At 59.8% G+C, this 25,350-nt stretch carries 20 protein-coding genes, 2 tRNA genes and 7 pseudogenes; 20 read left to right on the top strand and 9 right to left on the bottom strand.

The features are described from left to right. Positions 1-537: 537 nt before the first annotated feature. The 10 genes and pseudogenes from ltrA (OMK73_RS37545) to OMK73_RS37500 form a co-directional block, all read left to right on the top strand. Positions 538-2,014 (top strand): annotated as a pseudogene (gene ltrA, locus OMK73_RS37545) (group II intron reverse transcriptase/maturase). A gap of 197 nt (positions 2,015-2,211) precedes the next feature. Then, a complete protein-coding gene (locus tag OMK73_RS37540; protein ID WP_267606746.1) occupies positions 2,212-2,775 on the top strand; it encodes a hypothetical protein in 564 nt (187 codons plus the stop codon). Positions 2,776-2,881: 106 nt separating this feature from the next. Further along, positions 2,882-3,235 (top strand): hypothetical protein, encoded by a 354-nt coding sequence (locus tag OMK73_RS37535; RefSeq protein WP_267606745.1) that lies wholly within the window; start codon positions 2,882-2,884, stop codon positions 3,233-3,235. A gap of 605 nt (positions 3,236-3,840) precedes the next feature. Then, positions 3,841-3,914, top strand: a tRNA-Gly gene (locus OMK73_RS37530). Between the two features lie 2 nt (positions 3,915-3,916). After that, positions 3,917-4,010: transfer RNA gene (locus OMK73_RS37525), tRNA-Ser, on the top strand. Between the two features lie 576 nt (positions 4,011-4,586). Next, a complete protein-coding gene (locus OMK73_RS37520; protein ID WP_267606744.1) occupies positions 4,587-4,985 on the top strand; it encodes a hypothetical protein in 399 nt (132 codons plus the stop codon). A gap of 48 nt (positions 4,986-5,033) precedes the next feature. After that, the gene (locus tag OMK73_RS37515; protein WP_267606743.1) at positions 5,034-5,216 is read left to right on the top strand and encodes a hypothetical protein; all 183 of its coding nucleotides are present in this window, start codon (positions 5,034-5,036) and stop codon (positions 5,214-5,216) included. A 441-nt stretch (positions 5,217-5,657) separates the two neighbouring features. Next, positions 5,658-6,113 (top strand): hypothetical protein, encoded by a 456-nt coding sequence (locus tag OMK73_RS37510; protein ID WP_267606742.1) that lies wholly within the window; start codon positions 5,658-5,660, stop codon positions 6,111-6,113. A 655-nt stretch (positions 6,114-6,768) separates the two neighbouring features. Beyond that, positions 6,769-7,702: pseudogene (locus tag OMK73_RS37505) on the top strand (IS5 family transposase); the annotation flags it as partial. A gap of 899 nt (positions 7,703-8,601) precedes the next feature. After that, positions 8,602-8,682 (top strand): annotated as a pseudogene (locus OMK73_RS37500) (IS6 family transposase); the annotation flags it as partial. On the opposite strand, the gene OMK73_RS37495 reads toward OMK73_RS37500, so the two are convergent. The 8 genes and pseudogenes from OMK73_RS37495 to ltrA (OMK73_RS37460) all read right to left on the bottom strand — a co-directional run bounded on the left by OMK73_RS37495 (position 8,660) and on the right by ltrA (OMK73_RS37460) (position 16,308). Next, positions 8,660-9,094 (bottom strand): transposase, encoded by a 435-nt coding sequence (locus OMK73_RS37495; protein ID WP_420715710.1) that lies wholly within the window; start codon positions 9,092-9,094, stop codon positions 8,660-8,662. The pseudogene OMK73_RS37500 and the gene OMK73_RS37495 overlap by 23 nt on opposite strands. A 35-nt stretch (positions 9,095-9,129) precedes the next feature. Continuing rightward, positions 9,130-9,336: pseudogene (locus tag OMK73_RS37490) on the bottom strand (IS3 family transposase); the annotation flags it as partial. An 83-nt stretch (positions 9,337-9,419) separates the two neighbouring features. Further along, the gene (ltrA, locus tag OMK73_RS37485) at positions 9,420-10,655 is read right to left on the bottom strand and encodes a group II intron reverse transcriptase/maturase (RefSeq protein WP_267606741.1); all 1,236 of its coding nucleotides are present in this window, start codon (positions 10,653-10,655) and stop codon (positions 9,420-9,422) included. A gap of 541 nt (positions 10,656-11,196) precedes the next feature. Further along, positions 11,197-11,463 (bottom strand): annotated as a pseudogene (locus OMK73_RS39545) (DDE-type integrase/transposase/recombinase); the annotation flags it as partial. A 299-nt stretch (positions 11,464-11,762) separates the two neighbouring features. Beyond that, the gene (locus OMK73_RS37475; protein WP_267606740.1) at positions 11,763-12,758 is read right to left on the bottom strand and encodes a tyrosine-type recombinase/integrase; all 996 of its coding nucleotides are present in this window, start codon (positions 12,756-12,758) and stop codon (positions 11,763-11,765) included. Further along, entirely contained in the window at positions 12,751-13,686 is a 936-nt protein-coding gene (locus tag OMK73_RS37470) for a tyrosine-type recombinase/integrase (protein ID WP_267606739.1), read from the bottom strand. The genes OMK73_RS37475 and OMK73_RS37470 overlap by 8 nt, the downstream gene beginning before the upstream one ends. Further along, on the bottom strand, positions 13,683-14,930 hold the full coding sequence (locus tag OMK73_RS37465; protein ID WP_267606738.1) for a tyrosine-type recombinase/integrase: 1,248 nt from the start codon (positions 14,928-14,930) through the stop codon (positions 13,683-13,685). Before OMK73_RS37465 ends, OMK73_RS37470 begins: the two co-directional genes overlap by 4 nt. 181 nt (positions 14,931-15,111) lie before the next feature. Then, positions 15,112-16,308: a group II intron reverse transcriptase/maturase gene (ltrA, locus tag OMK73_RS37460; RefSeq protein WP_267606737.1), complete on the bottom strand. Its 1,197-nt coding sequence runs from the start codon at positions 16,306-16,308 to the stop codon at positions 15,112-15,114. Between the two features lie 191 nt (positions 16,309-16,499). Between ltrA (OMK73_RS37460) and OMK73_RS37455 the strand changes: the two genes are divergently transcribed. From OMK73_RS37455 to OMK73_RS37420, 8 genes and pseudogenes are all read left to right on the top strand, one after another. Next, positions 16,500-17,033 (top strand): DUF6431 domain-containing protein, encoded by a 534-nt coding sequence (locus OMK73_RS37455; RefSeq protein WP_267606736.1) that lies wholly within the window; start codon positions 16,500-16,502, stop codon positions 17,031-17,033. A gap of 128 nt (positions 17,034-17,161) precedes the next feature. Then, positions 17,162-17,596: pseudogene (locus OMK73_RS37450) on the top strand (helix-turn-helix domain-containing protein); the annotation flags it as partial. A 57-nt stretch (positions 17,597-17,653) separates the two neighbouring features. Continuing rightward, complete coding sequence (locus tag OMK73_RS37445) at positions 17,654-18,988, top strand: integrase core domain-containing protein (RefSeq protein ID WP_267606734.1); 1,335 nt, start codon at positions 17,654-17,656, stop codon at positions 18,986-18,988. A gap of 1 nt (position 18,989) precedes the next feature. Then, positions 18,990-19,253 (top strand): AAA family ATPase, encoded by a 264-nt coding sequence (locus OMK73_RS37440; protein WP_267606733.1) that lies wholly within the window; start codon positions 18,990-18,992, stop codon positions 19,251-19,253. Between the two features lie 364 nt (positions 19,254-19,617). Beyond that, positions 19,618-20,046 (top strand): hypothetical protein, encoded by a 429-nt coding sequence (locus OMK73_RS37435; protein WP_267606732.1) that lies wholly within the window; start codon positions 19,618-19,620, stop codon positions 20,044-20,046. Then, the gene (locus OMK73_RS37430; RefSeq protein WP_267606731.1) at positions 20,043-20,405 is read left to right on the top strand and encodes a transposase; all 363 of its coding nucleotides are present in this window, start codon (positions 20,043-20,045) and stop codon (positions 20,403-20,405) included. The genes OMK73_RS37435 and OMK73_RS37430 overlap by 4 nt, the downstream gene beginning before the upstream one ends. Before the next feature lie 151 nt (positions 20,406-20,556). Continuing rightward, positions 20,557-21,807, top strand: coding sequence for a site-specific integrase (locus OMK73_RS37425; protein WP_267606730.1), 1,251 nt, complete (start codon positions 20,557-20,559; stop codon positions 21,805-21,807). Continuing rightward, the gene (locus OMK73_RS37420) at positions 21,804-22,853 is read left to right on the top strand and encodes a hypothetical protein (protein WP_267606729.1); all 1,050 of its coding nucleotides are present in this window, start codon (positions 21,804-21,806) and stop codon (positions 22,851-22,853) included. The genes OMK73_RS37425 and OMK73_RS37420 overlap by 4 nt, the downstream gene beginning before the upstream one ends. Here the strand turns inward: OMK73_RS37420 and OMK73_RS37415 are convergent. Then, a complete protein-coding gene (locus OMK73_RS37415; RefSeq protein WP_267606678.1) occupies positions 22,754-23,098 on the bottom strand; it encodes a DUF6788 family protein in 345 nt (114 codons plus the stop codon). The two genes, OMK73_RS37420 and OMK73_RS37415, sit on opposite strands and share 100 nt — an antisense overlap. 93 nt (positions 23,099-23,191) lie before the next feature. Here OMK73_RS37415 and OMK73_RS37410 point away from each other — a divergent pair, with 93 nt between their 5' ends. Beyond that, the gene (locus tag OMK73_RS37410) at positions 23,192-24,610 is read left to right on the top strand and encodes a transposase (RefSeq protein WP_267606677.1); all 1,419 of its coding nucleotides are present in this window, start codon (positions 23,192-23,194) and stop codon (positions 24,608-24,610) included. Between the two features lie 104 nt (positions 24,611-24,714). After that, positions 24,715-25,335, top strand: a pseudogene (gene istA / locus OMK73_RS37405) (IS21 family transposase); the annotation flags it as partial. Positions 25,336-25,350: the final 15 nt, after the last annotated feature.

The raw sequence follows: 25,350 nt of genomic DNA, 5'->3' as shown, positions 1-25,350 counted from the left end.
CCCCCGAACTGTGCCGCCACCAAACCGGTGGTTCCGATTGCAAAGAATGGCAGATCACACGTTTTTCTGCATGAGCAAATCTGAGAGGAAGCCGCTGGACGGAACTGCGTTGCGAGATGAAGCCGACGGCGCTGTCACGTTGAAGGTTATGGGTCGCATCAAGGTACTCAACATTAGAGTGCGCCGGGAGACCGGCAAGGAGTAGACGGTGGAAGTCCGTTACGATGAAGAGCTAGCAACTCACGTCGGCCCCGAGCCGTGCGCAGGCGTCCGCGAGGACGTCGGCGAAGCGTCGGTAGGGGTGCGTACAGGCCAGCCATTGAGCCGCGACAGTTGAGCTATCCTGGGTGCAGACATGGTTCTAAACATGGAAGGCAACACGACCGGGCGCGTTATAGCGAGCGCCTGGACGACCCAGCGTGGTCGGAGACCCTGGCATGTACGTACGTTCCTTGCGCGGGAACCGGTAGATCTCTTGTCTGGCCAGCTGCAGCACGGGCTGGTCCGTGTCGGGAAGGCGAGGAGCCGTAGCCGATGATGAACGGACAAGAGAAGTCAGACTCCGCAATAGTAGCGACGAAACCTGCGAACAAGGCTGAGAAACCGGCGGCGGAGTGGGTGGAGCGAAGGGCGGAGACCAAGGGGAACGCGGGTCAGCCACACACGTGCCGGGCACAGAACCGGGAAAGCGTGCCACAGGGGCTGGACCGTGTATGGCACGCTGCAAGGCAGCGGAAGAAGGAGCGGTTCACCGCGCTCATGCACCACGTTACGGTTGACGTGCTCCGGGAGGCTTTCTTTGCGCTCAAGCGCAAGGCGGCACCTGGAGTGGACGGCCTGACGTGGCAGGACTACGAGGCAGGGCTGGAAGATCACCTCCACGCCTTGCATGCGGCAGTTCAGAGCGGAGCGTACCGGGCAACTGCCCGTACGGCGACAGTACATACCGAAGCCGGACGGCAAGCAGCGTCCACTGGGGATCGCCGCGCTGGAAGACAAAATCGTCCAGCGAGCGGTGGTCGAGGTGCTGAATGCGATCTACGAGGTAGACTTCCTCGGGTTTTCGTACGGCTTCCGGCCCAGGCGCAGCCAACACGATGCGCTGGACGCGCTGGCGGTTGGTATCACCACCACCCCGGTGAACTGGATTCTAGACACCGATATCCGAGCGTTCTTCGACTCGGTAAGCCAGGAATGGCTGACCCGATTCCTGAGGCACCGGATCGGCGACGAACGCATCATCCGCCTGATGCACAAGTGGCTCAAGGCGGGTGTTCTGGAGGACGGAGAATGGAGCGTCAGCGTGACAGGTACGCCGCAAGGAGCAGTGGTATCACCGCTGCTTGCGAACATATACCTGCACTATGTTTTCGATCTCTGGGCCGAGCAATGGCGGCGGCGAGAAGCCAAAGGCAGCGTCATTATCCTGCGCTATGCGGACGATATCGTTGTTGGCTTCGCGCAAGAAGCAGACGCTCGGCGCTTCTGGGACGCGATGCGGGCGAGGTTTGAGCAATTCTCGCTTGTGCTTCATCCGGACAAGACCCGGTTGCTTGAGTTTGGTCGCTTTGCAGCGGCAAGCCGGGCGCGCCGCGGACTTGGCAAACCGGAGACTTTTACCTTCCTGGGCTTTATCCATATATGCGGGAAATCGCGGCGCGGCTCCTTCTTGCTTCACCGGAAGACGCGCCGCAACCGTATGAGAGAAGCGCTCAGGCGGGTGAAGGAGCAGTTGCGAAAGCGTATGCATGACCCGATCCCCGTACAGGGCCGGTGGTTCAAACAGGTGGTCAGTGGCTACTTCGCATATCACGCGGTGCCCACGAACTCGCGGGCACTTGGCGCCTTCCGTCACCACGTCACTGATCTCTGGCGACGCACGCTACGGCGGCGCAGTCAGAAGGATGGCATGACCTGGGAGCGGATCACCAAGATCGCTGACGCCTGGCTCCCCAAACCTCGCATTCTTCATCCATGGCCAAACCAGCGCTTTGCCGTCAAACACCCAAGGTAGGAGCCCGGTGCCCGAATTGGGCACGCCGGGATCTGTGCGGGGTGCCCAGTAATGGGTATTCCTACCGCGATAAGTGGTCGATCTGTAGCCGTCACCCACGGTCAGAGGAAGGCGTCAAGTCCATTACAGATGGGTTCCGCTGACGCTTACTTATAAGACACTTATTGGACGCCGATTGGACTGATATTGGACACGATTTGGACAACGCCGCCGACGTCATCGACAACGCGCTCGATTCGCTTGTTGCCAACAATGCAGCGCCATCCCAAGCCGCTCGCCTTCGACCATATTTCGAAAAAATCGAGACCGCCCTCAGCATAGGAATCCGTCGTGAACAGATTTTCGCCACGCTGAATGACAACGGCATCGCGATGAATCTTGCCGCATTCGATAAGGCCATGTATCGCCTGCGAAAACGCGCCAGCCTCGCTCCAGCGCTGTCGCCAGCACAACCGCTGCAATCGGCTTCCAGTACTGCCCCTCGTCACGCCGCTTCAGCACCAAGTAGCAGCGCCGCAACCACAAACGCCGTAACTCCGCACACAAACGCTCCCACACAAGTACAGCGCTCCCCGGCCTCATTCGTTCCAATTCCACCTGAGAAAGTCCATCCCTCCCTGCCTAACGACTGGCGTACCGGGCACCTCCTCCCCGCTCAGGCAAAGCTGCTTACCCCGGCGCAGAAAATCGAACGGGATCGCGCTCGTGATGCAAAATACTTCCCCAACCGCTATCGAGACCCCGACGAAACTTCCACCTGAAACACGCTCCACGCTCTCGCCACAACATCCGCTACTACCTCCTGCTCGCCGCTGCGATTGTTCTGCTCGGCTTGCCCTTCCTGGTCGAACGACTTTGATCACCGCAATGGACCAAGACAGACCCACCCGCGTGTGCGCGGAAATCATCCTGGCCGCCTTGCGGCAGCACAAGACGCTTAGCCGGCGTGGCCTGCTGACCAGGAACCAGCTCACCGAACAAGAGGTCGAGCGCGCGCTCAAGTTCCTACGGGCTGCCGGTGCCATCCGCCGCTGCGCGGCCAGCGCCGATGCGCCAGCACGCGACGTCCGCTATGAGGTAACCGATGTCTGGGTGACCGCGCCCAGAGCGGCGCGGTCACCGGCGGCAAAGCCACCAGCGCTTTGCTTCGAGGACTTGCTTGCGGCATGGCGCATCCAGATGCCGCGCAAGTCGAAGCGGCGCGGCGGTCCGGCAGGATGAGCGACCTGGTGGACTCAGCTACCCGGCGAGAAGGGCAAGGCGACAGACGTCCTTTCTGCTGGATGACGTGACGTTGACGGTGTTGTAACCACCGTTGAGGAAAGCAGCCCCGGAGTTCGGGGGCTTCGGATTGGCGACAATGCCCCTTGACCCGGTGCGCGGCAAGCCTCTGCCTTCAGCAGAATGCCGCGAAAGCTCTTTGTCGTTAGAATCGGGGAACGCAGATCAGGGATTGTGCCGCGCAGTGAGGTCCAGGGCCGCCGCGGTTGCAGAAGACAAACCAGTTCGGACTCCAGCGGATCGAGCTCGAGGACGACAACCCGTTGATCGAGCGGAGCATGCCGGTCGTGTGCCGCCCCATTGGATACTATCTCCCGCGTGTTCTCCGGTCGCTCACAATTTCTCAGAAACGCAACTTCCGTTGAGCATAACATCGGTCCTGGATGAGCTCGATGCGTGCATCCTCGCGTGACGGCCCCCGGTCGATCTGCGCTTTCCCGCTAACCACACTTCACGGTGTGGTTTTTTTGGGGCGCCGGCAGGGCGCACTGATTTGGGGGCACGGTTTCTCCTCAGTGACCTAGCTGTAAAATCCGTTGCACTGTGCGGGTGTAGCTCAATGGCAGAGCAGAAGCCTTCCAAGCTTACGACGAGGGTTCGATTCCCTTCACCCGCTCCAGAGGAAATGTGGCCGAGAGGTCGAAGGCACTCCCCTGCTAAGGGAGCATGTAGGCTAAAACCCGCATCGAGGGTTCGAATCCCTCCGTTTCCGCCAAGGGCCTCTTGCTCATACTTGGTTCGATCTGTGGACTCATATCCATCGGTGCCGTCGGTGCCGTGTTCGACTCACGGGAGGCCCATCACCTGCCCGGGTGGCGAAATGGGTAGACGCAGGGGACTTAATCCCCCAAGTCGTGCCGGTTCGAGAACTCTTGACACGGACGGAAATGAGTTTAAGCTCCTGCTCTATGAAAAGAGCCCGCCGGCATCGGCCGTGCAGGGCTCACGAACACGGGGCTAGCCTGTTTTGGCTTAGCGCACGCCATCATCATCGATGGCGTAGCGCCATGCTAGACCGGCTGGCCCTTTTCTTTTCTGCTGAATACGTTATCGCATGGATATGGGCCAACCACATCGTCAATCTGACCGCCGTGTCGCCTCCACGCAAGCGGGACGCCAGCCCTGGCGCGTGCAGCTTCGCGTATAACAGGCCGCGCTCGTCCCGCAGCCATTCAGCATGGGAAAAAGCCACAAGCCGCGCAGACGGTACCGACCGCGCCCACCCAATCTCACAGGACCCACGCGCACCCAGCTCTGGGTACTGGAAGCCACGCTTGGGCCGCTGGAGGAAATGCTGCACCATGTCGCGCGCCAAGGCACGCTGTGGGATGCAGGCGGGTATGGGGACTTGCTCTACGCCTCGCGTGTAAGCGGCAAGGTTCACGAAGTGATTGTCGCGCTCAAGGCTTTCGCGGAAATCTTCAGCGTCGTGAGAATGCGGGATCCCGGCTGCCCGGACGTGGAACCACTGCACCGGATGGCCCGTCTCCTCGAGGCCGGCCAAGCCTCCGAAGAAGCGATCGCCGCCGCCCTGGATTGCCTGGCTGCCGTGCGCCCCCACGCCGCCACCAAGTCGCCCGTCGAGTTGGCCGACGCGGCACAAAGCGTCGCACTGCGCATCCACTGGGATGCCGTGCAAGACAGGGCTGATGAGGCTGCTGAAGAGCCACCAGCCAACCACGGCACGTGATGGCCCGCCCGCTGCGCGTTGCCGGCTTCTGTATGCCAAGAACACCAGATGATTCGACGTCTCCCCAATACCCGCGCACTGACAGAACTGCGCGCGACCTACGAAAAGCTAGCCGACCCACACAGCGAACTCGGGCAAGCACTAGCCGCATTGATCGTGGAAGGCGAGCGACTGGAGGCCGCGATACGGGAAACAAAGAAAGATGAGATCCGTGGCAAGAAGAAGGGCTAACCCATGACTGCGAAGCCCACCTACGCGATGTCCCGCTGTCCGACGCCTACGACCGTTTGCCGGACAAGGGCAGCCTGTATGCGCAGGCGCTAGCGGAAATCATCACGCAGAGATTGCAGATGGAGGCGCGGCCGGATCTTGGCAAAAAGGAACCAGATCGATACAATTTCAAGAGCTGATCGCCCGTGCCAAGCATAATGGTCTGCTGCGGTACTTCGCGGCCAACCCTATGATTGCCCTCGCTCCATGGCGTCGCTCATTGGAATGGCTGCGACAACAGCGGAATGAAGACAGCCCGGTGCAGCCTTGCGGGGGATGTCCGCCAAGCAGGCGTAACATGAGGACCAGCAGTCATTGTTATGATATGCCAGGGCGAGGAGGTCAAGGGTATCGAAACGCGCCTCCAGAGACGCCAGCTCAATTTCGCTATTTTTTTCCACAATGGACCGAGACAGACCCACCCGCGAGTGTACGGAAATCATCCTGACGGCTTTGCGGCAAAACAAGGCGCTAGGCCGGCGTGGCATGCTGGCAAAAGGCTTGCTTACCGACAAGGAGCTCGATCGCGCGCTCAAGTCTCTACGGGCCGCCGGCGCCATCCGTCGTTGCACTGTCAGCGCCAACGCGCCGGCCCGCGATGTACGCTATGAAGCGACGGAGGTACCGCTGAGCCCGCCCAGGGCGGCCCGGTCACCAGCGAGACCACGAGCGATGTGCTTCGATAACTTGCTTGCTGCATGGCGTATCCAGATGCCACGGAAATCGACGTGGAGCGGCGGTCCGGCAGGCATCATCAACAATGCATTCGCGCTGGAGGAGCTGCACGAGCTGGCCGCGCTGCGAAGTGTTCCGCAGCGATCTACGACACAAACGATACGGCAGTCGGTGAATGCCTGAGCGCGCTTACCGCTGCCGACCTTTGGCACATTCTTGACGGCTACCTTGCTTAGATGGATGGTCAAGGTGCAGCGGAGCTCTTAGCCCTATTTTGTGCAAAAAACGAAGTGCGGCTTTTGACTTGACGATTGTTGGATGTCGTCCCGCGCATTTCACGCTAACATCCGGGTCTATCGAGACTGATTGGCCCGAAACAGGCCAGGAAAAAATGACTCGCCCCGGGCAAGTAGGGCTGTTCCAACAGGAGAATGAGCACGACGGGCATCCATTGCGTGATGGCCACGGGCATGGCGTCGGCCACCCTTACCGGCGTTGCTCGCGCAAGATGGGCGAACTGGAAACGCTACCGATCCCCCAACCGGCGAAGATGCCGGCCGCACAAGCCGGATCCGGGGTGCCAAAGCCGGTCATCGTCACCATCAAGCGGCATCGGCATTATGTGATTCCGACCGCGAGTGTGGACGACAACACGAGTGCCAGTGGCAACACTGGCCAGGCTGGGAACAAAGTAAGCGGGTCGCCAGCACCGTCTGTACTGTTCAGTAGAGTGGCGCCAAAGTAATTCCCATTACCTATTTGATGGGCATTGGTGCATGGATAGCGATTTGAAAGGATTGAGGATAAAGTGGTGGATCCCTCCCTTCGCTGCAGAGGCATGCCGAACAAGCACAACGCCGCTGGGCGGCATCACATCCCGAAGATGCCGCACCGGGTGACAAACTGGTCTGCCTATGAAGCGGGCCTTCGCAGCCGGGGCAGTCTGACACTCTGGATGACGCCCGAAGCCGTAGTGCAGTGGCAGGCCGAACCGCGCACGACGCGCGGTGGACAGGCACGGTATTCGGATCTGGCGATAGAAACCACGCTCATGCTGGGCTGCGCCTTCAAACTGCGGCTACGCCAGACCGAAGGCCTGATGGGCTCGGTGATCGCGCTGATGGGACTGACGGTGCCGGTCCCTGATCATACGACCATGAGCCGTCGTGCGAAGAAGCGCCCGGCTGTTAGCCGGCCCCGTTTGCCCGACGGGCCACTGAATGTGCTGATCGACAGCACCGGGCTGCAGGTATTCGGCGCGGGACAGTGGCTGCAGGACAAACACGGAGCAAAATCCCGCCGGGGCTGGCGCAAGCTGCATCTGGCGGTCGATGCCGACAGCGGCATGATCGTGGCGCAGACGCTCACGGACCAGGACGGCGATGATCCGTCACAGGTAGCGCCACTGCTCGATCAGATCGACGGCGAAATCGCAAAGGTCACCGCCGATGGGGCCTATGACGGCGCGCCGACGTATCAGACGATCGCACAATATGGCGAGGGCATTATGATCGTGATTCCGCCGCGCCCGGCCCACCCAGCGAGACCGCCATCTCGAAGTGATCGAGGCGAAGGGGTGGCTGGCCTGGCAGGTGGCCACCGGCTACGGCAAACGCGCCCGGGTCGAGACCACGATGGGCCGCTACAAGGCGCTGATCGGGCCGCGTCTGCGCGCACGCGATCCGGCTGCCCAGCACACCGAGGCAGCCATCGGCGTGGCCGTGCTCAACCGGATGCTGGCCGCCGCCACTCCGTCCGCAGTGAGGGGCGCCTCCCGTAGAACTCCATCTCAAAGAGCCAAGCTCGTTCGTCTCATGATCCATGCACCAACGCCGCGTAGCCCGGCACACGAGCAACCCGCGACAATGCTAGGCAACGGATTGCATCCGACTTGCGGCGTTAGATAGCGGCAGGCTCATTGGGCGGACCTCTGTAATGCGGTAACCAACCCGCGGATATCAGCGTTATCCACCGTCGAGACTTACTGCTACGTCGCCCTCAGGAAATTGGGGGAACAACATGCAACTGTGGAACTGAAATCAAACCAATCCAGATTGACACGGGGAGTCATATCAGCATTAAGAGGAAGTTACTGCAGCGCCAATCCCCGCACCTACCAGGCCCCCAATGATGCCACCTGCGATAGCACCACCAGGCCCCATCGCCGCCCAGCCCGCAGCGCCCCCAAAAGCCCCGGCGGCAGTCATTCCTCCAACCACAGTCCAATTGATGCCACCGCCAATGGCGTCCATCTGTTCAAGTGTCAACTCTTGCATAGTACTCATCCCCAAAGAATTGGCTGATCTTGGGGTGACCGTCCTTTTGCTGCAGATTGATACGGTGACCGTCCGGAAAGCCGCTCCCAGCAAGGCTTTCCGACTTCCCTTTGTCGAGAATGTCGACTCTTTCGCAAGTCGTTGATTCACAAGAAATTTGGCGGCGCGTCCGTATCAATCTGCTGCAAAAGGACGTTTACCCCATCTTCTGCTCTTCATGTTTAATGAGGAGCCACTCAAAGATTATTGAGTGGTTTAATGGTACACACATGAGATAGAAGAATCATGAGCAATTCCGAGGCGGAATGGCATTCGATAGTCGTCCCTGCAAAAGAGGGGCTGTCGCGATAAGGCGCTCGGGTAGGATCTGCGGACAAAAGTTCAGAAGCGATATGATGAGCCAGTCAGCGAAGACGCCCCGCACGGGCCTGCCCGCAGGGATAGGCAAGGTACTCAAGCGTTTGCACTATCCGCTGGGACCCGGCTTTTCACCAGTCGCGATACTGGGCTCGTTCCCCTTGCACCGCCTTTTAGCCAAAAGCAGCGGGTTACGTCAAATGGCTTGTGCTCCCGAAGCATGTGATAGCAGGCGCGCGCCAGCTTGTGCGCCAGCGCCTTGATCGCGATCATCCCGTTACGTGCGCGTTTCTTGCGCTCGTAAAAGCGCCTGGCTTCCGGGCACGAGCGCATGGCGAAGTTGGCCGCCTCGACAAATGCCCACGCCAGATACTTGTTGCCGTTCTTTGCGTTGCTTTCGCCTTTCTTCCTGCTGTTGCTTTCGCGCCGGCTGTCCACACAGTGGCAGTACGAACTGAAATCACCAACCTCGGTGAAACGCGAGATGGTTCCGGTTTCCAGCATGATCGTGGTTGCGAGAACCGGACTGATGTTGCCCCTGTTTGGTGTAGCTCTTAGCGCTCGGGTTATGCGGCCTTTTTACGCTGTGCCGCATGCCAGCGTTGCTCGTATTGGATGGGGCTGAGATAACCCAGCGTGGAATGCAGCCGTCGGTGATTATAGAAGGCTATCCAGTCGAGCACCGCGTCCATGGCCTCCCGCCGGGTGGCGAACTTTCTTCCGTGCAAACTGGCGGTCTTGAGCCGTCCCCAGAAGCTCTCGGTCGGCGCATTATGTCGAGTAGCGCAGAGGAGTCTCACCGCCACGCTCTCACAGATCCGGACGTGAATCTCTCGATTCATCCGGCTCCTATCGTTCAACCTCCCTCCAACGACCAATGCGGGAACAGGCCCGGCTGGCGAGCTCTGACGCCGTTCAGCCATGCCCACGCTCGCGCTTTGCGACCGTGAAGGGTTTTGTATTTCCGTTGGGCCCAGTGCACCAGCGCGTAATCGATTGCGCGTAGGACATTGATAAGCACAGACCGGTGAAACCGCCCGTAGTACTGAATCCAGCCGCGCAGGATCGGACGAGTTCGGTCCGCCAGCTCGTTTAGTCCAAAATCGTAGCGCCTTAGCCAACCACGCCGACGCATATCTTGCCGCATCGCCGTCGCAGCCTTGTTGCTAACCGCTGGAGTAAAGCTTGCAAACAATTTCCCCATTCGGTTCAGTGCGCTTCGCGCCCTGAATGTGTAGCCCAGGAAATCGAACTGACAGATCGAATAGGTTCCTCGTCTGTTTGCATCCTTGCAGTACACGATCTTGGTTTTCTCTGGATGAAGCTCCAGCAAGCATTCCGCCATCCGCGCCTCCAGTTCCTGCTTGAGTGAACGCGCATGCGCTTCACTTTTGCAGTGACAGATGGCATCGTCAGCATAGCGCTCGAAGGGAACTTCCGGATGGTGTTTTTGCATCCACCGATCAAACACGTAATGCAGGAACAAATTCGCGAGTATTGGGCTGACGACCGAGCCTTGCGGTGTACCCTTGTCGGGGTGCACCAAAGCCCCATCCGGCATGCACACTGGCGCTTTGAGCCAACGCTCGGTATACAGAAGCACCCATGCGCAATCCGTGTGACGACGCACCGCCCGCATCAGAAGCTCCCAATCGATATTATTGAAGAAACCCTTGATGTCGAGATCGAGCACCCAGTCGTAACGCCAGCATCGCTGTCGTGCAGCCGAGAGTGCTTGATGTGCCGACCGCCCAGGACGATATCCATAAGAATCCTCATGAAACACCGGCTCCACGATGGGTTCCAGATATCGTTTGACTACCATCTGCGCGATTCTGTCCGATACCGTAGGTATTCCCAACGGCCTCGTCCCTCCTCCCGCTTTGGGTATATCAACCCGCAGAACTGGCGGCGGAACATAGCTCCCGGACGACATCCGGTTCCAGATCCGATATAAATTATTCTTCAGATCCTCCTCGAATTCCGCCATCGATTGCCTGTCCACGCCTGCGGCTCCACGATTTCCCTTTACCTGCTTATAAGCCTCCCACACCTCGTGTTTGGAAATACAAAACGGTTTTGCCTTATCCACGCCGGTCCTCCTTTCTCAAGTTGCCGACGTAGTAACGCCGAACGATGACGGCCCTTCGGTCCAGTCCCATTACAGGACCTTCACCCCTACTACGGACGTCTCCGTCCCTGTGCCCCGCGTCGGTACTCTCATCCTTGTGGAGGCCTTCCACTTGGATTTCTCCCTTAGCATCGGGACGACAGGTTCCCAAGTTCCTTACTGAAGCCTGAATCAAAGTCATGCCGCCTATATGCCGGATGCCGACTGGACCGTCAACAGGCATCGTCCAATCTTGTCCCGAAGCTGTTGGGCTCTTCGGTTTTGACATCGTTGTAGGTTTATCGACACGTCGTCAGCGGTTCACTTGCGTTCATCTCTTTGATTCCTACCTGACAGAGTTCTCTCCGCCTTTTCCATCGACGCTCACCACGAGGGCTCTTTACCCTCGCAGCTCGTGGTGGTTTGGAGCCCGCTCCTGCAAGCCGACTCCGAAGGGCCTACCTTCATCTCCAGTAAAGCACCGCAAACGTCGGTACACTGACGCTCACGTTCTTGGCACACCCCAGCAATTCCCCTTCCGGCTCATGGACGAGCGCATGCCCCAGTCGCGCATGGTGCGCTGGAATTCATGGCTGCAATACTGGCTGCCCCGGTCACTATGGAAGATCACCCCCCGACCCGGGCGGCGCCGGAACCAGGCCATCCGCAAGGCGTCCTGGACCAGGCTGGTCTGCATGTGTGGCGCCATACTCCAGCCCACCACCTGGCGGCTGAACAAGTCAATGACCGCGGCCAGGTACAACCACCCCTCATCGGTGGCGAGTAGAGTAAGAGACAGGGCGTAGTCGGACTATTTCCCTGCCTCTCCTCTCCGGTAGGGTCGAGAACTGGCGCGCGCACCGGTAGGCGCCGGTGGTGATTCCACCGCTTTCGCAATGGCCCGCAATCCGGCAACCATGATCACGTTTCCAGCTCCCGCCACGTCAAACGCAGCATGCGGTTTTCCCGCGACAAATGTGATCGAACTCATTTTGTGCGATATGTGGTGTTGGCTCAAATGTGGTCTTGCGGCGCCCGAGCCGCGATCCTGACAGGATCTGGCCGGCCGAACGCCACATATAAAGCCTGCTACAAGGACCGGAGAAACGCCATCAACTCGGGATCTTTGGCCCACCGCCTATTCGCCTTTCGATCGCTAGGGATAGTAAGCCGCGCCAGGGCATTAGCCTTCGTCTCCAAATCAATTTCGGCGTAAACGTTGGTCGTATCGATGGAGACATGACCAAGCCACGCCCGTACTGTGTTGATATCGACGCCGGATCGAAGCAGGTGGGTCGCTGTTGAATGTCTAATGCTGTGCGGGCTGACGCGCTTGGATGCGAGCGAGGGCATATTGGCTCGCGCCTTGACAGCGTAACGCTCTACGACCGCGTGAATACCGAAACGCGTCAGGGGTTGCCCACAGCGATTGAGGAATACCCGTTCCTGCGGTGGTCGTTGGCCAGCGAGGTTGCACAACTCTTGCATGGTGTCAGGCCATAGTGGACACTGACGCTGTTTGCGTCCCTTGCCGAGAACGCTCACGCTGCTGGAGATCGCATCGACGTTGCCGATGGTCAGGTGGGCCGCCTCGTCCGCCCGCGCACCGGCATTGTAGAGAAACAGCAACAGGGCGTAGTCACGGCGACCTTGAGATGTACGTCGATCTGGACAAGCAAGGAGCGCATCCATTTCAGCTTTGTCGAGATAGGTCACCACCGCTCTTGTAGTCCTCTTGTAGGGGATGCAGCGCAACTGGGTGCACCATTGGATATGTTCCGGGCTGTGCTCGCCAACGAATCGAGCCAAAGCATGGATAGCAGCCAGACGCTGATTCCGCGTCGCGACGCTGCATCCGCGACAGACTTCGATATCTGAGAGGAAGTCCCGGACGATCTCGGCCGACACATCTGTCATTGCCAGCCGGTCGACCGGTTTGTGGGCTTGACCTGAAACGAAAGGGATCAGTTGGCACAGCGTGTCGCGGTAGCTCTGCTGGGTGTTGCGAGCGAGGTTCCGCTCGCCAATCAGGTACTCGAGCAGGAAGCGCCGGACCCATGGGCCAAGTAGCATTGTGTCACGCATGATCGTCACCTCCCCGGGCGTAGCGCTCGAACCGTAAGCTCGCCTGTCGCAGCAGTTCTGGCGTCATGGTCAGGTAGTGTTGGGTGGCGGCAATATGCACGTGACCAAGATAGGTTGCCAACTGAGGCAGCAAGCGTTGTACATCGGCGCCTTCGCGATACCAGGAGACCAACCGGGTAACCGTATAGGTGTGCCGAATGTCATGAAGTCGTGGCTGATACCGTGCGCTATTGTCACGACGTACCTGTGCGCGTTCACGCAATTGTTTGAAGGCATACTCGGCGCCGGCTCTGGACAGGCGCTGTCCGCGTTTCGTCAACAGGAAGGCAGCGTCGCGGTTGAGCGGCGGCCATTTGTTGCGTTCGACGGCATACTGAACCAGCACCGATGTCAGATCTGGTCCGGTCGGCACCAGCCGTGTCCTGTAGAACTTGCTTTCACGGATGCAAAGGATTCCAGAGTCCAGATCCACATCCGCCAGATTCAGACCGACAGCCTCGCCGATGCGAAGCCCGGTACCATAGAGCAGTAGCAGGAGCGTCCGGCAGGTGAGCGATGACAAATTGCAGCGCTCACGATCCGCCGTCGCCGCCAGTAGACGCTTCATCTCTTCTCGCGAATAGATGTACGGGACGAAGGTCCGGGGTTCCTTGGGTACCGTTAAGGGTAATGGTGAACTGGTGGTGTAGCCGCGAGCAATGGCAAAGCGGTAGAAGCCGCGCAGCGCGCTGAGCTTGCGATGCCAGAAAGCCGTGATGGGACCCTTACCAGCAAGGAACGCATAGACACGATCGGCGTCGATCTCGCGCATATCGATGTCGCCGAGCGTTCGATAAAAGGACTTCAAGGTACGCGCCTCAGTGGCAAAGCGCATCCCCAGTGACTGTTTGTAGGCCACGTACGCGACAACCGCTTCAGGCAGTTTCATAGCAAGTCTCCCAGGGCAAAGTCTGCAACCTGCCTCAGGCCAGCCAAATCGACCTTGGCATAGGTGCGCGTTGCATAAGCGCTGCGATGACCCAGGTAGTCACCGATTTCCTTGAGTGAAAGTCCCTCAGCCACAAGGTAGGTCGCGCACGCGTGTCGAAGTGAATGCGGTCCACCACGACGGCAACTGATATTCAGAACCCGCAATCGTCGGTTGACCAGGTAGTGCAGACTCGTAGGCGCGAGTGGACGAAACGGGGCTCGTATGGTGAGAAACAAAGAGCGCGAGACAATATGAGGTCGCACCTGTTCCAGATATCGCAGAATTGCTTCACCTACCTCGGCTGCAAGCGGGTAGTCCTGTTTGCTCCGCTGCTTTGGACGGCTGATGTGAAGGATGTCATGTTCCCAGTCCACGTCGTCCAGAGTCAGGCCCACGACTTCACCCCTTCTCAGCCCGTAGACTGCGAGGAGCAACAGAATGGCGCGGTCCCGGATATCATGGGGACTGTCCGTATCGGTGCTGCGAATGAGTCGCTGCACGTCTTCCCACTTTGGCCCGGCTGGAAGCGTCTCGTGGCTGAACAGACGCGGTCCTTCGATACCGGGGGCGATTCTCTTCGAGCACCAGGTTTGCTCACCGGCGTAGCGGAGGAAACTTCGCATCGCGCCGGCAAGGCTGGCCATCGATACCCGGGACCAGCCTTGCATTCGTCTCAGTGCAAAAAAGGCGTCGACCTGTTCGAGTCGCATCTCGCCGATGCTGCTTCCTTGCTCACTGAGCCAGGACAAAAACGCCTGAACGTGCCAGCATCGATTGTGAATCGTGTGTGACGACAGGCCGCGCTCCTCGCGCAAGTAGCTGTCGAACCGTTGAACAAGATCGACGAATGGCGGCGTTTCAGGTTGCGGCTCCTGCAGTCGTCCCAGGAAGCGAAGCCAGGCCGTAGCGGTCTGAATAAACCGTTCCCGCGAGAACTTTGCCGTCAAGATTCGCTGATGCCGTCGCTGGTAACGAACCCAGCGATCGGCTGCCATCTCGACCTCAGCAGACGGAATCAATCGTCCGTTGTCGAGCGCGATGCGCTGGGAAATTGCCAGGAGCTCAGGTGCAAGGCTCAACAGCGTTGAGTGGGCTGCACCGCCCTGTGCGCAGTGGGCCAGATAGCGTTCTCGATCATCGGCCGATGGACCATTGCGATGACGAGCCAGTACACGAGGGTAATGAAACAACGTACCGAACATGATCGGATCTCCGAGTTAACCTTCGGATCTCCGACACTACTCCGGCGCTAATTTATGTGGCCTTCAACAGGCATACACCGCTGACGAACCTCGTCCTGTCCCCGCAAGACCACATTTGAGCCAACACCACATATCGCACTACGCTTTCCTGCTTGCTTCATTTCAAGGTTTATGGGACCTATCATGCCGGAGACGCTTTCGTCGATGGTCCACGACGAACGCGGTAGCCGTTAAACAGCCTCAGTTCGTCGTAGAGCCAGCGCCTACTCCACCTCGTCCAGCCGAAGCCCCGGCGATTCCGGGATCGCCCCAGATGGCGTCTGACCTTCTTTTCGACCCAGTCTTTTACGAAGCTAAAACACTCGCTGGCGTGTCCGACGGCGAAGTAATTCACCCAACCGCGCAGAACCGGATTGATCAGTTGCACCACCCGATCCACTGGCTGCGACTGGTATCGCCGGAACACCTCCTTGAGCTTGCGCAGCAACGCCGTGCGTTTCTTCAACTTCGACGTATAGTGCGCCCGCCACACCTGCTTCTTCATACTGCGGAGTCGACGGAAGTCAAATCCGAGAAAGCCAAAGCTCTCCCCGCAGTCCAATTCCACGGTGCAACTCTTCTCTTCGTTGATCTCGACTTGTAGCTTGGCAAACTCTTCCCGAAGTCGCTTGCTCACCGCACCCAGCAACCACGCATTGCGCGGATGGGCGTCGATCAGCACGACCAGATCGTCAGCGAAGCGGGCATACTCGACGTAGTTATACTTCCCGTTGCGCGTGGCTTCTTTCGCGCGCTCCAGCATCCGATCCACCTCAGTGAGATAGATGTTACTGAGCAACGGCGAAATCACCCCGCCTTGCGGAACGCCTTGTTTACCCGACGCCGTCAGCATCAACTTCAGCAAACGCATGACCTCGTCGTCATTGACTCGTCGCGCCACCTTTTCAAGCAGTAGGTGATGCCGAACCGTGTCAAAGTAGGCGCGCAAATCCAGATCGATGACTCGGGTCTTCCGCTGAACGATCGCCGTCGCCACCCGATGCACCGCTTTATGCGCGGTGCGCTTGGGACGATAGCCAAACGACCCCGGTTGGAAGTCTGCTTCGAAGATCGGCTCCAGTAGGAGCTTGAGCGCGCCTTGAACCACCCGGTCACGGATAGCGGGAATCGATAGGACGCGGACCTTGCCCCCGTCCTTCGGTATCTCCTGCCGCCGTGCTCGTAGCGGTATGTAGGTGCGCTCGATCAGTTCGCCCTGTATCTGCTCAAGGAACGCCTCTACGCCTTGCGCCTCGATGACCTCGAACGTCACCCCGTCGATACCCGGAGCGCCGTTATTCCTTCTGGCCAGCGCATACGCCTCGCGCAGCGTTTCCATCTTGCAGACATGTGTTACGTCCCGCCAATTTTGAGGTTTGGCGAGGGGTGTTTGTCGCGGTTTCGGCAAGAGCGAGTTTAGGAACATCGCCTTGACCATCGCGAGACACGACGGGCGTAAAGAAGGCCAGTACTCCTCTGATATCGTGCGACGTTTCCGGACCTCGTACGAACATCAGAACAGACTGGCCTATGCATCGGATTGTATTCGCGTTTCCCACTCTCGAACAACATCTTCGCGCCGTTCGTGCCACCCCGCAGTCGTACCGGCCCAAGGTCTGCATCCATTGCGGTGGCGCCTGTCTGTGGTGCCATGGCTGCTACCACCGCAAGGCCGACCGCGGTGAGGACGGCTCGCTCAATCCGGCACCGGTTCCACGCTTTCGTTGCCCAACGTGCCGCCGCACCTGCTCGCGCCTGCCGCTGTGCATCTGCCCACGCCGCTGGTACGACTGGGCACTGCAGCAGCAAGTCCTGCTGCTCCTGCTCATCGGCGCATCGCTGCGCCGCGTGGCCGCCGTGTTCGCGCTGAGCTACCACACCGTGCGGCGCTGGTGGCACTGGCTCCAGGCGCACGGCGCGACCTTCATGTTCCATCTGCGCAGCCGCTTTGCCGAACTGGGCCGCGCCGCCGATTCCACCACGTTCTGGCTCACCTGCTTCGCGCGAATGCCGTTGTGTGAGGCAATGGCCTGGCTCGATCACGACGACCAGGATGTCCCGTGATCAATTGACTCCAACGCGGGCCGCGATGGGCCAATTCGCATTGGCACCGGGACTCCACACACTTTGCCCACTGCCGCCGGATTCGGATTGCAGGTCTCATGGCGTTTCCCTTTTTACGAGGAACGTTCATGAATGACATCGATCCGAAGGCACTGTTTCGCCTGTCCGTGCTGGGCCCGCTGGTCAGCCGCGAGAAGCTGGGCCGCGGCGAGCTGCAGCAGCTCCTGCGGCAACTGGCCCGCCAGGAGTATGCGATCCCCGGCTCGCGCCGGCGCCACATCGGCGAGAAGACCCTGCAGGCCTGGTACTACGCCTGGCGGCGCGAGGGCATCGCGGGGCTGGCCGACAAGCCCCGCACCGATACCGGCCGCTCCAAGCTGCCCGAGCCGGTGCAAACCGCGGTGCTGGCCGCCAAGCGCGAGAACCCGCGCCGCTCGATTCGCCAGATTCGCCTGCTGCTCGAGGCCAGCGGCGTTGTGCCGCGCGACTCGCTCTCGCGCTGCGCGGTGCACCGCCTGCTTCAGACGCATGGGCTATGCGCAAGTCGAGAACGATTTCCTGATACTTGCAGGCTGTGTTAAAGCGGACATCCCCACAAACACAGCACGAGAATCTGCGCGATGACCGCAAGACGAACTACCATCCGGCAACTGCCACTGACCGAGGTCGTTGACCGCGACACTCCCGGCGCGACGCCGGTCAGCATCACCACGCACGAGGGCGGCACCATCTATCACACCGTTCCGCTCGCAGACCCCGATACCGGCAGGCGACGCGACGCACGCCCGCAGTGGATCGCAGACACCTTCCCTCTCTTTCCTGTTGTCCGTCTCGCTGACGGCGCGCCGTGGGCTGAGGCGAACGTCTGGCTCATCGATATGATGGAGTCGAAGTCGTCGCCGAACATGCTGACGTTCGCCGGCATCGCTGACGACCTGGTGGCGTTCCGTCGCTATCTGGATGACGAAGGCATCGACTGGCTGGCGTTCCCCGCGAACAAGCGGCAACGTCCGACCTACCGCTATAGCGCCTCGATCAGGCTGGCCGTGCAGGCAGGCGAACTGTCTCCGGGCGTCGCCAGGCGTCGTATGGGCGCCGTGGTGCGCTTCTATCGCTGGCTCATCACCGAAGCAGGCTTCAGGCCCGCGAACGCGCCGTGGGTAGAATCTGACCGTTTCATCGAGTTCAAGGACCAGAAGGGCTTCAGCAGCGTGATCGAGGTCAAGACCACCGACCTGTCGATCAGTGGTCGGCGCGCAGAGGACCCGTGGGACGATCGCATTCAGGATGGCGGCCGCCTGCGCCCGCTCGACAACGGCGCAGCGTATCGCGCTTCGACCCTGCAGGGCATCTGCGCACGCCTGTCGATCCGACTGGTCTATTGCCGGCCATACGCACCAGAAGGCAAGGGGAAGTTGGAACGCTGGCACCGGACCCTACGCGAGCAGTTCCTCGCCGAGCTCGACATCACCCATCTGCGCGACCTGGCCGACCTGAACGCCCGCCTGTGGGCCTGGGTCGAGCAGGTCTATCACCGCAACCCACACAGCGCGCTCGATAACCAAACGCCGCTGGCCCGCTATCAGCAGGACCTGCCCAGGATCCGCTCGCTGGGCTCGCTGGCCGCGCAACTCGATGAGCTGTTCCTGCATCGCGTCGCGCGCCACGTGCGTCGCGATGGCACGGTGTCGTTCCAGGGCAAGCGCTTCGAGGTCCCGTACGAGCTGACCGGCCAGACCGTGCAGCTCGTCGTCGATCCGCATACCGCGACGGTCAGGCGGGTCGAGAGCGAATCCGGACAGCCGCTGGGCGCCGCCACCGAACTCGACGCCGTTGCAAACCTCACCCGCCGGCGTCGCAAGCCCCTGTCGGAACCGGCGACCGGCGAACCTGCCTCGCCGGGGCCCAATCTGATCGAGCTCGTTCACCAGCGCCACTACGCACCGGAGGCATGACATGTACCGACAACACTTCGGCCTGCGTCGTGCGCTGCTGGACAAGGATTCGACCGAACTGTGGGACGACGGTGCGCTCGCCCAGTTGACTGAGCGCTTCCAGTGGCTGCTGACCAGCCCCGGCATCGGCCTGCTCACCGGCGAGCCCGGCGTGGGCAAGACCGCCGCGCTGCGCCACATCACCCGCACGCTCAATCCGCATCGCTATCTGGTCATCTACTTGGCCGAGACCGAGTTCGGGCGCGTCGATCTGTACCGGGTGTGAACGGCGGTCCAAATCCGACACTAGACGGCGGCATCGATCAGAAAGGCGAAACGATTCCCGTTCTGTGGAGCTGATTAGTGTTTGTTGCCGACGGCATTGAGGGGCGGTACCGGGAGCGTCGGAAGGAGCCCGGAGGGCGAGTGCAGACGCTCCCGGTATGGCTCGCTTCGTGAAGGGATGACGCAGAAGTCGGGATGCGGTAGAAGAACAGCTTACCGCCGAAGAAACAGGCCCGACACCGGCACAAACTGCCAGGTTCACTCCGATGTCGAGCCCCACGCGCGCACGGGGCACGGGTGCCGGTCCAGTATGGCATGGCCCGCCCGCCCCGTCGATACCGTTTCGGCATTGACAGGGATTGCCGATGCTGGCCACGGGCCGCCTCTTTGTGTGCGCTCGCTGCCGGGCGCAGGTCATCGTTTGCCGCCGTTGCGACCGCGGCCAAATCTATTGCGACGGCGACTGCTCCGAGGTGTCACGCCAGGCCAGCCTGAGCGAGGCTGGCCGGCGCTACCAGCGCAGCCGTCAAGGCCGCTTTGCGCATGCCGAGCGGATGCGCCGCTATCGCAACCGCCAGAAGAAAGTGACGCATCACGGTTCCGTGGTGCCAGCCGCCAATGCTCTACTGCCGCTGACTTCGACGACGCCGGCCAACGCATCGACATCCGCTACTGCCGCACGGGTTCCTGAACATTGCCACTTCTGCCACGGCGTCTGTTCTGGCTTCGTACGCCTTGGGCCATTGCGCCGTCGGGTCTTCCTTGAAGTTCCTACGACAGGATGCGACCCATGACCATTGGACCCGAACTCGAAGCGCAAATCCTGCGCTACTACCATGTCGAGAAGTGGCGCGCCGGCACCATCGCGCGCCAACTGCATGTGCACCGCGGCACTGTCCAACGCGTGCTGGCCCAGGCCGGATTGCCCCGGATCGGTGCCGTGCTGCGGCCCTCGCAAATCGATGCTTACCTGCCGTTCATCCATGAGACGCTGAAGAGGTTTCCATCGCTTACGGCTAGCCGCCTGTATGCGATGGTCACCGAACGTGGCTACCGGGGCAATGCCCACCACTTCCGGCACCTGATCTCACGGCACCGGCCGCGTTCCGTTCCCGAGGCCTATCTGCGGCTGCGTACGCTGCCCGGTGAGTAATCGCAAGCTTTCGATTACTCGCCTAATACGAAGAATCCCGTAATCGGAAGGACACTGCCGAGTCCCAGGACAGTTCGTATCTTTTCGCGATTCTGCTTTTCATTATGGGCAAGTGGCATCCTCAGGTTTGGTCTTCTCCGAGGAGGTTCCCATGTCCGCTCCGTCATCAACTGATGAGATGTTGATTCAGAAACTGCTGGCTCACCTTAGGGACGAGGGATACTCCCTACGCATCCAGCGGTGGTATCCAGCTCGCGTACGTCAGTTACTGGATTACTGCAACCGTAATGGACTATCGATCGAAACCGTTCGTTCGGGGCAGGTCACGCGGTTCTTGCGTGGGCAATATCGGCTCGCACAGAGACGGTACAGCAAGTTGCCACCGTTTCAGACGTGGCGACATCGATACACCGGTGCCATCAATATGATGATGCGTCTTGTGCATGGAACATGGCCAGTTCCGGATCCACCGTGCACCGCGCTCGAAGTCTTTCATCGCGACATCGTCAAGGACTACGATGCGTGGTTGCGCGACCTGCGTGGACTGCACCCACTGACACGAGCCAAGCGCACCAAGCATGCGCTGCAATTCCTGACGTCACTCGGGCAGCGAGCAGACCACCAGGGTCTTGCTGATCTGGGCGTTTGCGATCTTGACGCGTACTTGAAGCAATGTTGTGACGGATTGCGGCGCAGTTCCATCGAAGATCGAACCGCCTGCCTCCGTGATTTCCTTCGCCACTTATGGCGCACGGGCTGCACGGCCGTCGATCTCGCGAGCACCGTGATTGGGCCGCACATCTATGAGCACGAAGATATTCCGGTCGCCCTTCGGACAGAGGAAGTGCAGCGCGTTCTGGAGGTGACTCGGAAGGATCTCTCGCCAGTTGGTCTGCGCGACTACGCCATCTTGATCCTGTTGTCGACTTACGGATTACGTGCTGCAGAGGTCGTCAATTTGCGCCTGGACGACATCGACTGGAGGCGGGACATTCTTCGCGTGCGCCACTCAAAGACAGGAACCTACTCCGAGCTTCCATTGCTACGCGAACCGGGCGAAGCCGTGCTCCGATACGTGGAGAAGGCGCGCCCGTCAAGCATACATCGGGAGTTATTCCTACGCATCCAGGCGCCGCACCGCCCGTTCAAGAACGGATCGATCCTCAACTGTGTCACGAGCGCTCGTCTGAGGGCGGCTGGAGTCACGCCGCTAGGAAGGAAAGGCCCTCACGCCTTCCGCCACGCACGCGCCGTGAGCCTGCTCCGATCTGGAGTACCGCTCAAGATCATCGGCGACGTGTTGGGCCACACGTCTGCTGCCGCGACCGCAGAGTATCTGAAGCTCGCGACCGAGGATCTGCGAACCATCGGACTTGATCTGCCAGGAGGAATTTTGCCATGACTCACTTCCCGTCCATCGATGCAGCATCCGTCGAGCAATTTTTGCAGGCGCAACGATTTCGCCATCCTGCCACGCACAAGAACTATGCGAACCTCCTCTGCAACTTCAACAGCTTTCTCACGAACCGCGGCGCGATTACTTCACCGGACGTCTCCATCGTGCAGCAATGGCTGAAGGAACACAGTCTCAAGTGGCAGGCACACATCCTCTATCACCGAACCCTCCTGATCGAGCGATATGTTCAGTGGCTGCACGATCAGGGACTCATCGCGTCAAATCCATTCGCCGAATTACATCGGCAGTACGGTCCGCGCACCACACCGATTGTTCGAGCCCTCGTCAGTGAGGATAGCAAGGCAGCGCTTCAGAAGCAGCGACGGCTTCCTCGCTTTCGAAGTTTCCTCGGACTATTGATGGATGAGCATGTTACACACATGCACGTCCTCGGCTATCGCTATCGTACCGAAGAGCAAGGGCTGCTGCGCTTCGATCGCTTCTTGCAATGTCATCCTGAGCTGGCCGGGCTTACGTTGGCCGAACTCATTGAGAATTGGAGCCAGGAAGAACCGTCACCGTACCACTTGTTTGAAGCTCGAAGCACCGGCCGCATCGTGTCTAAAGCGATGCACCGGCTTGACCCGCGGGTGCCGGTTTTGCCCATCGGCGATGGGGTAGCTCGTGCGGCTCGGCAGCAGCAGCGAGTTCCCTATCTCTACACGGACGACGAGATACAGCGCATTCTGCAGACGGCGCTGTTGTATCCCTCGCCGAAGGCTCCGTGGCGTCCTGTCACCCTCTTCACAATGCTCGTGCTGGCGTACTGTGCCGGTCTTCGGGGGGTGAGATCGCGCGTCTGGTGCTCGGCGATGTCGATCTACGTGAGCAGACTTTCGAGATTCGGGAGACGAAGTTTTATAACTGGACAGTGCCAAGTTCTTCCGGTAGCTCAGTCCCCGGTTTTGGCCAGCCGCAAAGTTGACAACTCCATCGATAGGTCGATCCAGCGATCCAACAGGATCTTCATGCGCTCAAAGTTTTTCAGTTGACGGCGCACCTCTGGCAAATCCTCCTTCTTCACGAATTTGCTGCCGCTCTTCCCCTTGCGCGTATAGCTGACCTGGTAATAGGGACCATGCTTTTGCGGCGGCGTTGCCTTGCAACGGCACCCCGCTTTGCCGCATACGTTGTACTGCGTTGACAGTGTGCCCGGACGCATGTCGCCTATCTCGACCAATTGTTGTTTGGTCTTCTCTATCTGCTTTTCCAACGTTGCTTCGCGACGAGTGCTCATGACTTGAACTTCCACGGTTTCGTGTGACAAAAGTTTTTCAGATTTTACCGATAGTATTATAGTGCTATCGGATAATTATCAAAAAACTTTCTGATGACTCTTTGGTCCCACTGGCTCGCCGCCGTTGCTGAGCTTCGCCCCGCCTGTTCTCGTGCACGAACGTTTCTCTGGATGCTGCTTACTCTGGTCGGTCTTTGCTGTCGCAGCGACAATGCAGGGGTCACCAGCTTTGTGCGTCTACTCAACTTCGGCGATGCGGCATATCACCGCTTTCTGCACCTGTTTCATAGCGACGCTTTGGACTTGGATGTGCTGACTGCTTGCTGGTCTCGCCTGTGCCTCAAGCTGTTTCAGCCGTTCGAGATCGGCTCGCGCGTGGTTCTGCTTGCCGACGGCATCAAGGCACCCAAGGAGGGCAAACGCATGCCGGGCGTGAAGTTGTTACATCAGCAGTCGGCTTCGAACACCAAGCCCGAGTACATCATGGGTCATTCGCTACAGGCGATATCTTTGTTGGTGCACTCCGCAGCGGGGCAAGTGGCAGCAGTGCCGCTGACCTCGCGCATTCACGAAGGGCTGGTGTTCTCCAATCGTGACTCGTCCACGCTGCTTGATAAGTTGGTGAAATTGCTCAAGCGTGTGGCCACTGACATGGATCGCCAGGTGCTGCTTGTTGCCGATGCATATTACGCCAGCGCCAAGGTTATTGCCCCTCTTTTGGCAGCTGGGCATCACCTGATTTCGCGCGCCAAAAGCAATGCGGTAGCCTATCTGCCTGCTGCTCAGCCTGAGCGACGAGGCAAGGGACGCCCTGCCATCTATGGGAGCAAGGTGCGCCTCAAGGACCTGGCCAGCGACGAAGGCGCCTTCACCAGCGCACCAAGTCCAGTCTACGGCGACAGCAACGTGACGCTGCGGTATCGCGCGCTGAATTTGATGTGGCGACCCGTTGGCCGGTTGGTGCGTTTCGTGATCGTTCACCATCCCCAGCGAGGCACAATTTTCCTGCTCTGTACCGACTTGACACTTGAACCATTGCAGATTCTGTCGCTTTACGGCTACCGTTTCAAAATCGAATTGGGGTTTCGTCAAGCGGTGCATGTGCTGGGTGCATATGCCTATCACTTTTGGATGGCCGGCATGAAGCCGCTGCGCCGCGGCAGTGGCGACCAGTATCTGCACCGAGAATCACAAGAGTACCGCGATGGCGTGCGCCGAAAGATGCGCGCCTTCCATGCCTATGTGCAGCTCGGCGCCGTCGCACAGGGACTCCTGCTGCACCTGGCCATAAACCACACAGCGAAGGTTTGGCATGGATTTTGGAGTTGGCTGCGCACCATGAATGTCGCGATGCCTCCATCGGAACTGGTCGTGGCAAACGCCCTGCGCTCAGGCCTGCCAACATTTTTCGCGACTTGCAGTTCGGTACCAGGCCTCACGAAAATCCTCGACAAATATAGGCGCCAAGACGGTCCCCTCCACGATTGGCCACCCATGCAGCGGGCAGCGTAGAAGAACTTGGCACTGTCCAGATAATGAGAAGGTCGTGCCGCCTGCCGCCCAGAAAACGCCGGGAGGCAGGCCATTTCCTTCTTATTACCACGTGCTTCTGATTAGGCGAACAGGGACAGGTCGACTGGGCTCACTTCGGTCATCTGCAGATCGGCCGCGCTCGCCGGCCGCTGATGGCCTTCGTGATGGTGCTGTCGTGGTCGCGGCAGGTCTATCTGCGCTTCTTCCTCGATGCCCGCATGGACAGCTTCCTGGCCGGCCATGCCGGGGCCTTCGAAGCCTGGTCCGGCTTGCCCAGGGTCCTGCTCTACGACAACCTGAAGAGCGCAGTCCTTGAGCGCCAAGGGGATGCGATCCGCTTCCACCCGACGCTGCTCGCGTTTGCTGCGCATCATCGCTACGAGCCCCGCCCCGTGGCGGTCGCTCGGGGCAACGAGAAGGGGCGCGTCGAAAGAGCAATCAGGTTTGTACGGGATAGCTTCTTTGCCGCGCGCAAATTCGTCGATCTCGACGATCTCAACGCTCAGGCTGCGCTCTGGTGCGCAGGTGCCGCCGCCGATCGCCCCTGCCGGGAAGAGCCCACGATCAGTGTGCGCGAAGCCTTCGCCCGCGAACAGCCCAGTCTGCTCGCGTTGCCGGAGAATCCGTACCCGTGCGAACTGCAACTGGCCGTGAAGGTCGGCAAGACGCCGTACGTGCGCTTCGACCTGAACGACTACACGATATGCGCAAGTGAAGAA

The sequence above is a fragment of the Cupriavidus sp. D39 genome, assembly GCF_026627925.1.
In the GTDB taxonomy this organism is placed as follows: Bacteria; Pseudomonadota; Gammaproteobacteria; order Burkholderiales; family Burkholderiaceae; genus Cupriavidus; species Cupriavidus ulmosensis.
Note: the sequence above shows the minus strand (reverse complement) of the source record. Positions and strands in the feature narration are given on the sequence as shown.

What these genes read in the sequence shown, in the direction of transcription:
- ltrA (WP_267606737.1), bottom strand. Translation starts at nt 16,308, where the DNA reads ATGGAAACGCTGCGCGAGGCGTATGCGCTGGCCAGAAGGAATAACGGC.
- OMK73_RS37420 (WP_267606729.1), top strand. Translation starts at nt 21,804, where the DNA reads ATGACTCACTTCCCGTCCATCGATGCAGCATCCGTCGAGCAATTTTTG.
- OMK73_RS37465 (WP_267606738.1), bottom strand. Translation starts at nt 14,930, where the DNA reads ATGTTCGGTACGTTGTTTCATTACCCTCGTGTACTGGCTCGTCATCGC.
- OMK73_RS37425 (WP_267606730.1), top strand. Translation starts at nt 20,557, where the DNA reads ATGTCCGCTCCGTCATCAACTGATGAGATGTTGATTCAGAAACTGCTG.
- OMK73_RS37430 (WP_267606731.1), top strand. Translation starts at nt 20,043, where the DNA reads ATGACCATTGGACCCGAACTCGAAGCGCAAATCCTGCGCTACTACCAT.
- OMK73_RS37470 (WP_267606739.1), bottom strand. Translation starts at nt 13,686, where the DNA reads ATGAAACTGCCTGAAGCGGTTGTCGCGTACGTGGCCTACAAACAGTCA.
- OMK73_RS37440 (WP_267606733.1), top strand. Translation starts at nt 18,990, where the DNA reads ATGTACCGACAACACTTCGGCCTGCGTCGTGCGCTGCTGGACAAGGAT.
- OMK73_RS37410 (WP_267606677.1), top strand. Translation starts at nt 23,192, where the DNA reads ATGACTCTTTGGTCCCACTGGCTCGCCGCCGTTGCTGAGCTTCGCCCC.
- OMK73_RS37510 (WP_267606742.1), top strand. Translation starts at nt 5,658, where the DNA reads ATGGACCGAGACAGACCCACCCGCGAGTGTACGGAAATCATCCTGACG.
- OMK73_RS37455 (WP_267606736.1), top strand. Translation starts at nt 16,500, where the DNA reads ATGCATCGGATTGTATTCGCGTTTCCCACTCTCGAACAACATCTTCGC.
- OMK73_RS37535 (WP_267606745.1), top strand. Translation starts at nt 2,882, where the DNA reads ATGGACCAAGACAGACCCACCCGCGTGTGCGCGGAAATCATCCTGGCC.
- OMK73_RS37515 (WP_267606743.1), top strand. Translation starts at nt 5,034, where the DNA reads ATGATTCGACGTCTCCCCAATACCCGCGCACTGACAGAACTGCGCGCG.
- OMK73_RS37415 (WP_267606678.1), bottom strand. Translation starts at nt 23,098, where the DNA reads ATGAGCACTCGTCGCGAAGCAACGTTGGAAAAGCAGATAGAGAAGACC.
- OMK73_RS37435 (WP_267606732.1), top strand. Translation starts at nt 19,618, where the DNA reads ATGCTGGCCACGGGCCGCCTCTTTGTGTGCGCTCGCTGCCGGGCGCAG.
- OMK73_RS37520 (WP_267606744.1), top strand. Translation starts at nt 4,587, where the DNA reads ATGCTGCACCATGTCGCGCGCCAAGGCACGCTGTGGGATGCAGGCGGG.
- OMK73_RS37475 (WP_267606740.1), bottom strand. Translation starts at nt 12,758, where the DNA reads ATGCGTGACACAATGCTACTTGGCCCATGGGTCCGGCGCTTCCTGCTC.
- OMK73_RS37445 (WP_267606734.1), top strand. Translation starts at nt 17,654, where the DNA reads ATGACCGCAAGACGAACTACCATCCGGCAACTGCCACTGACCGAGGTC.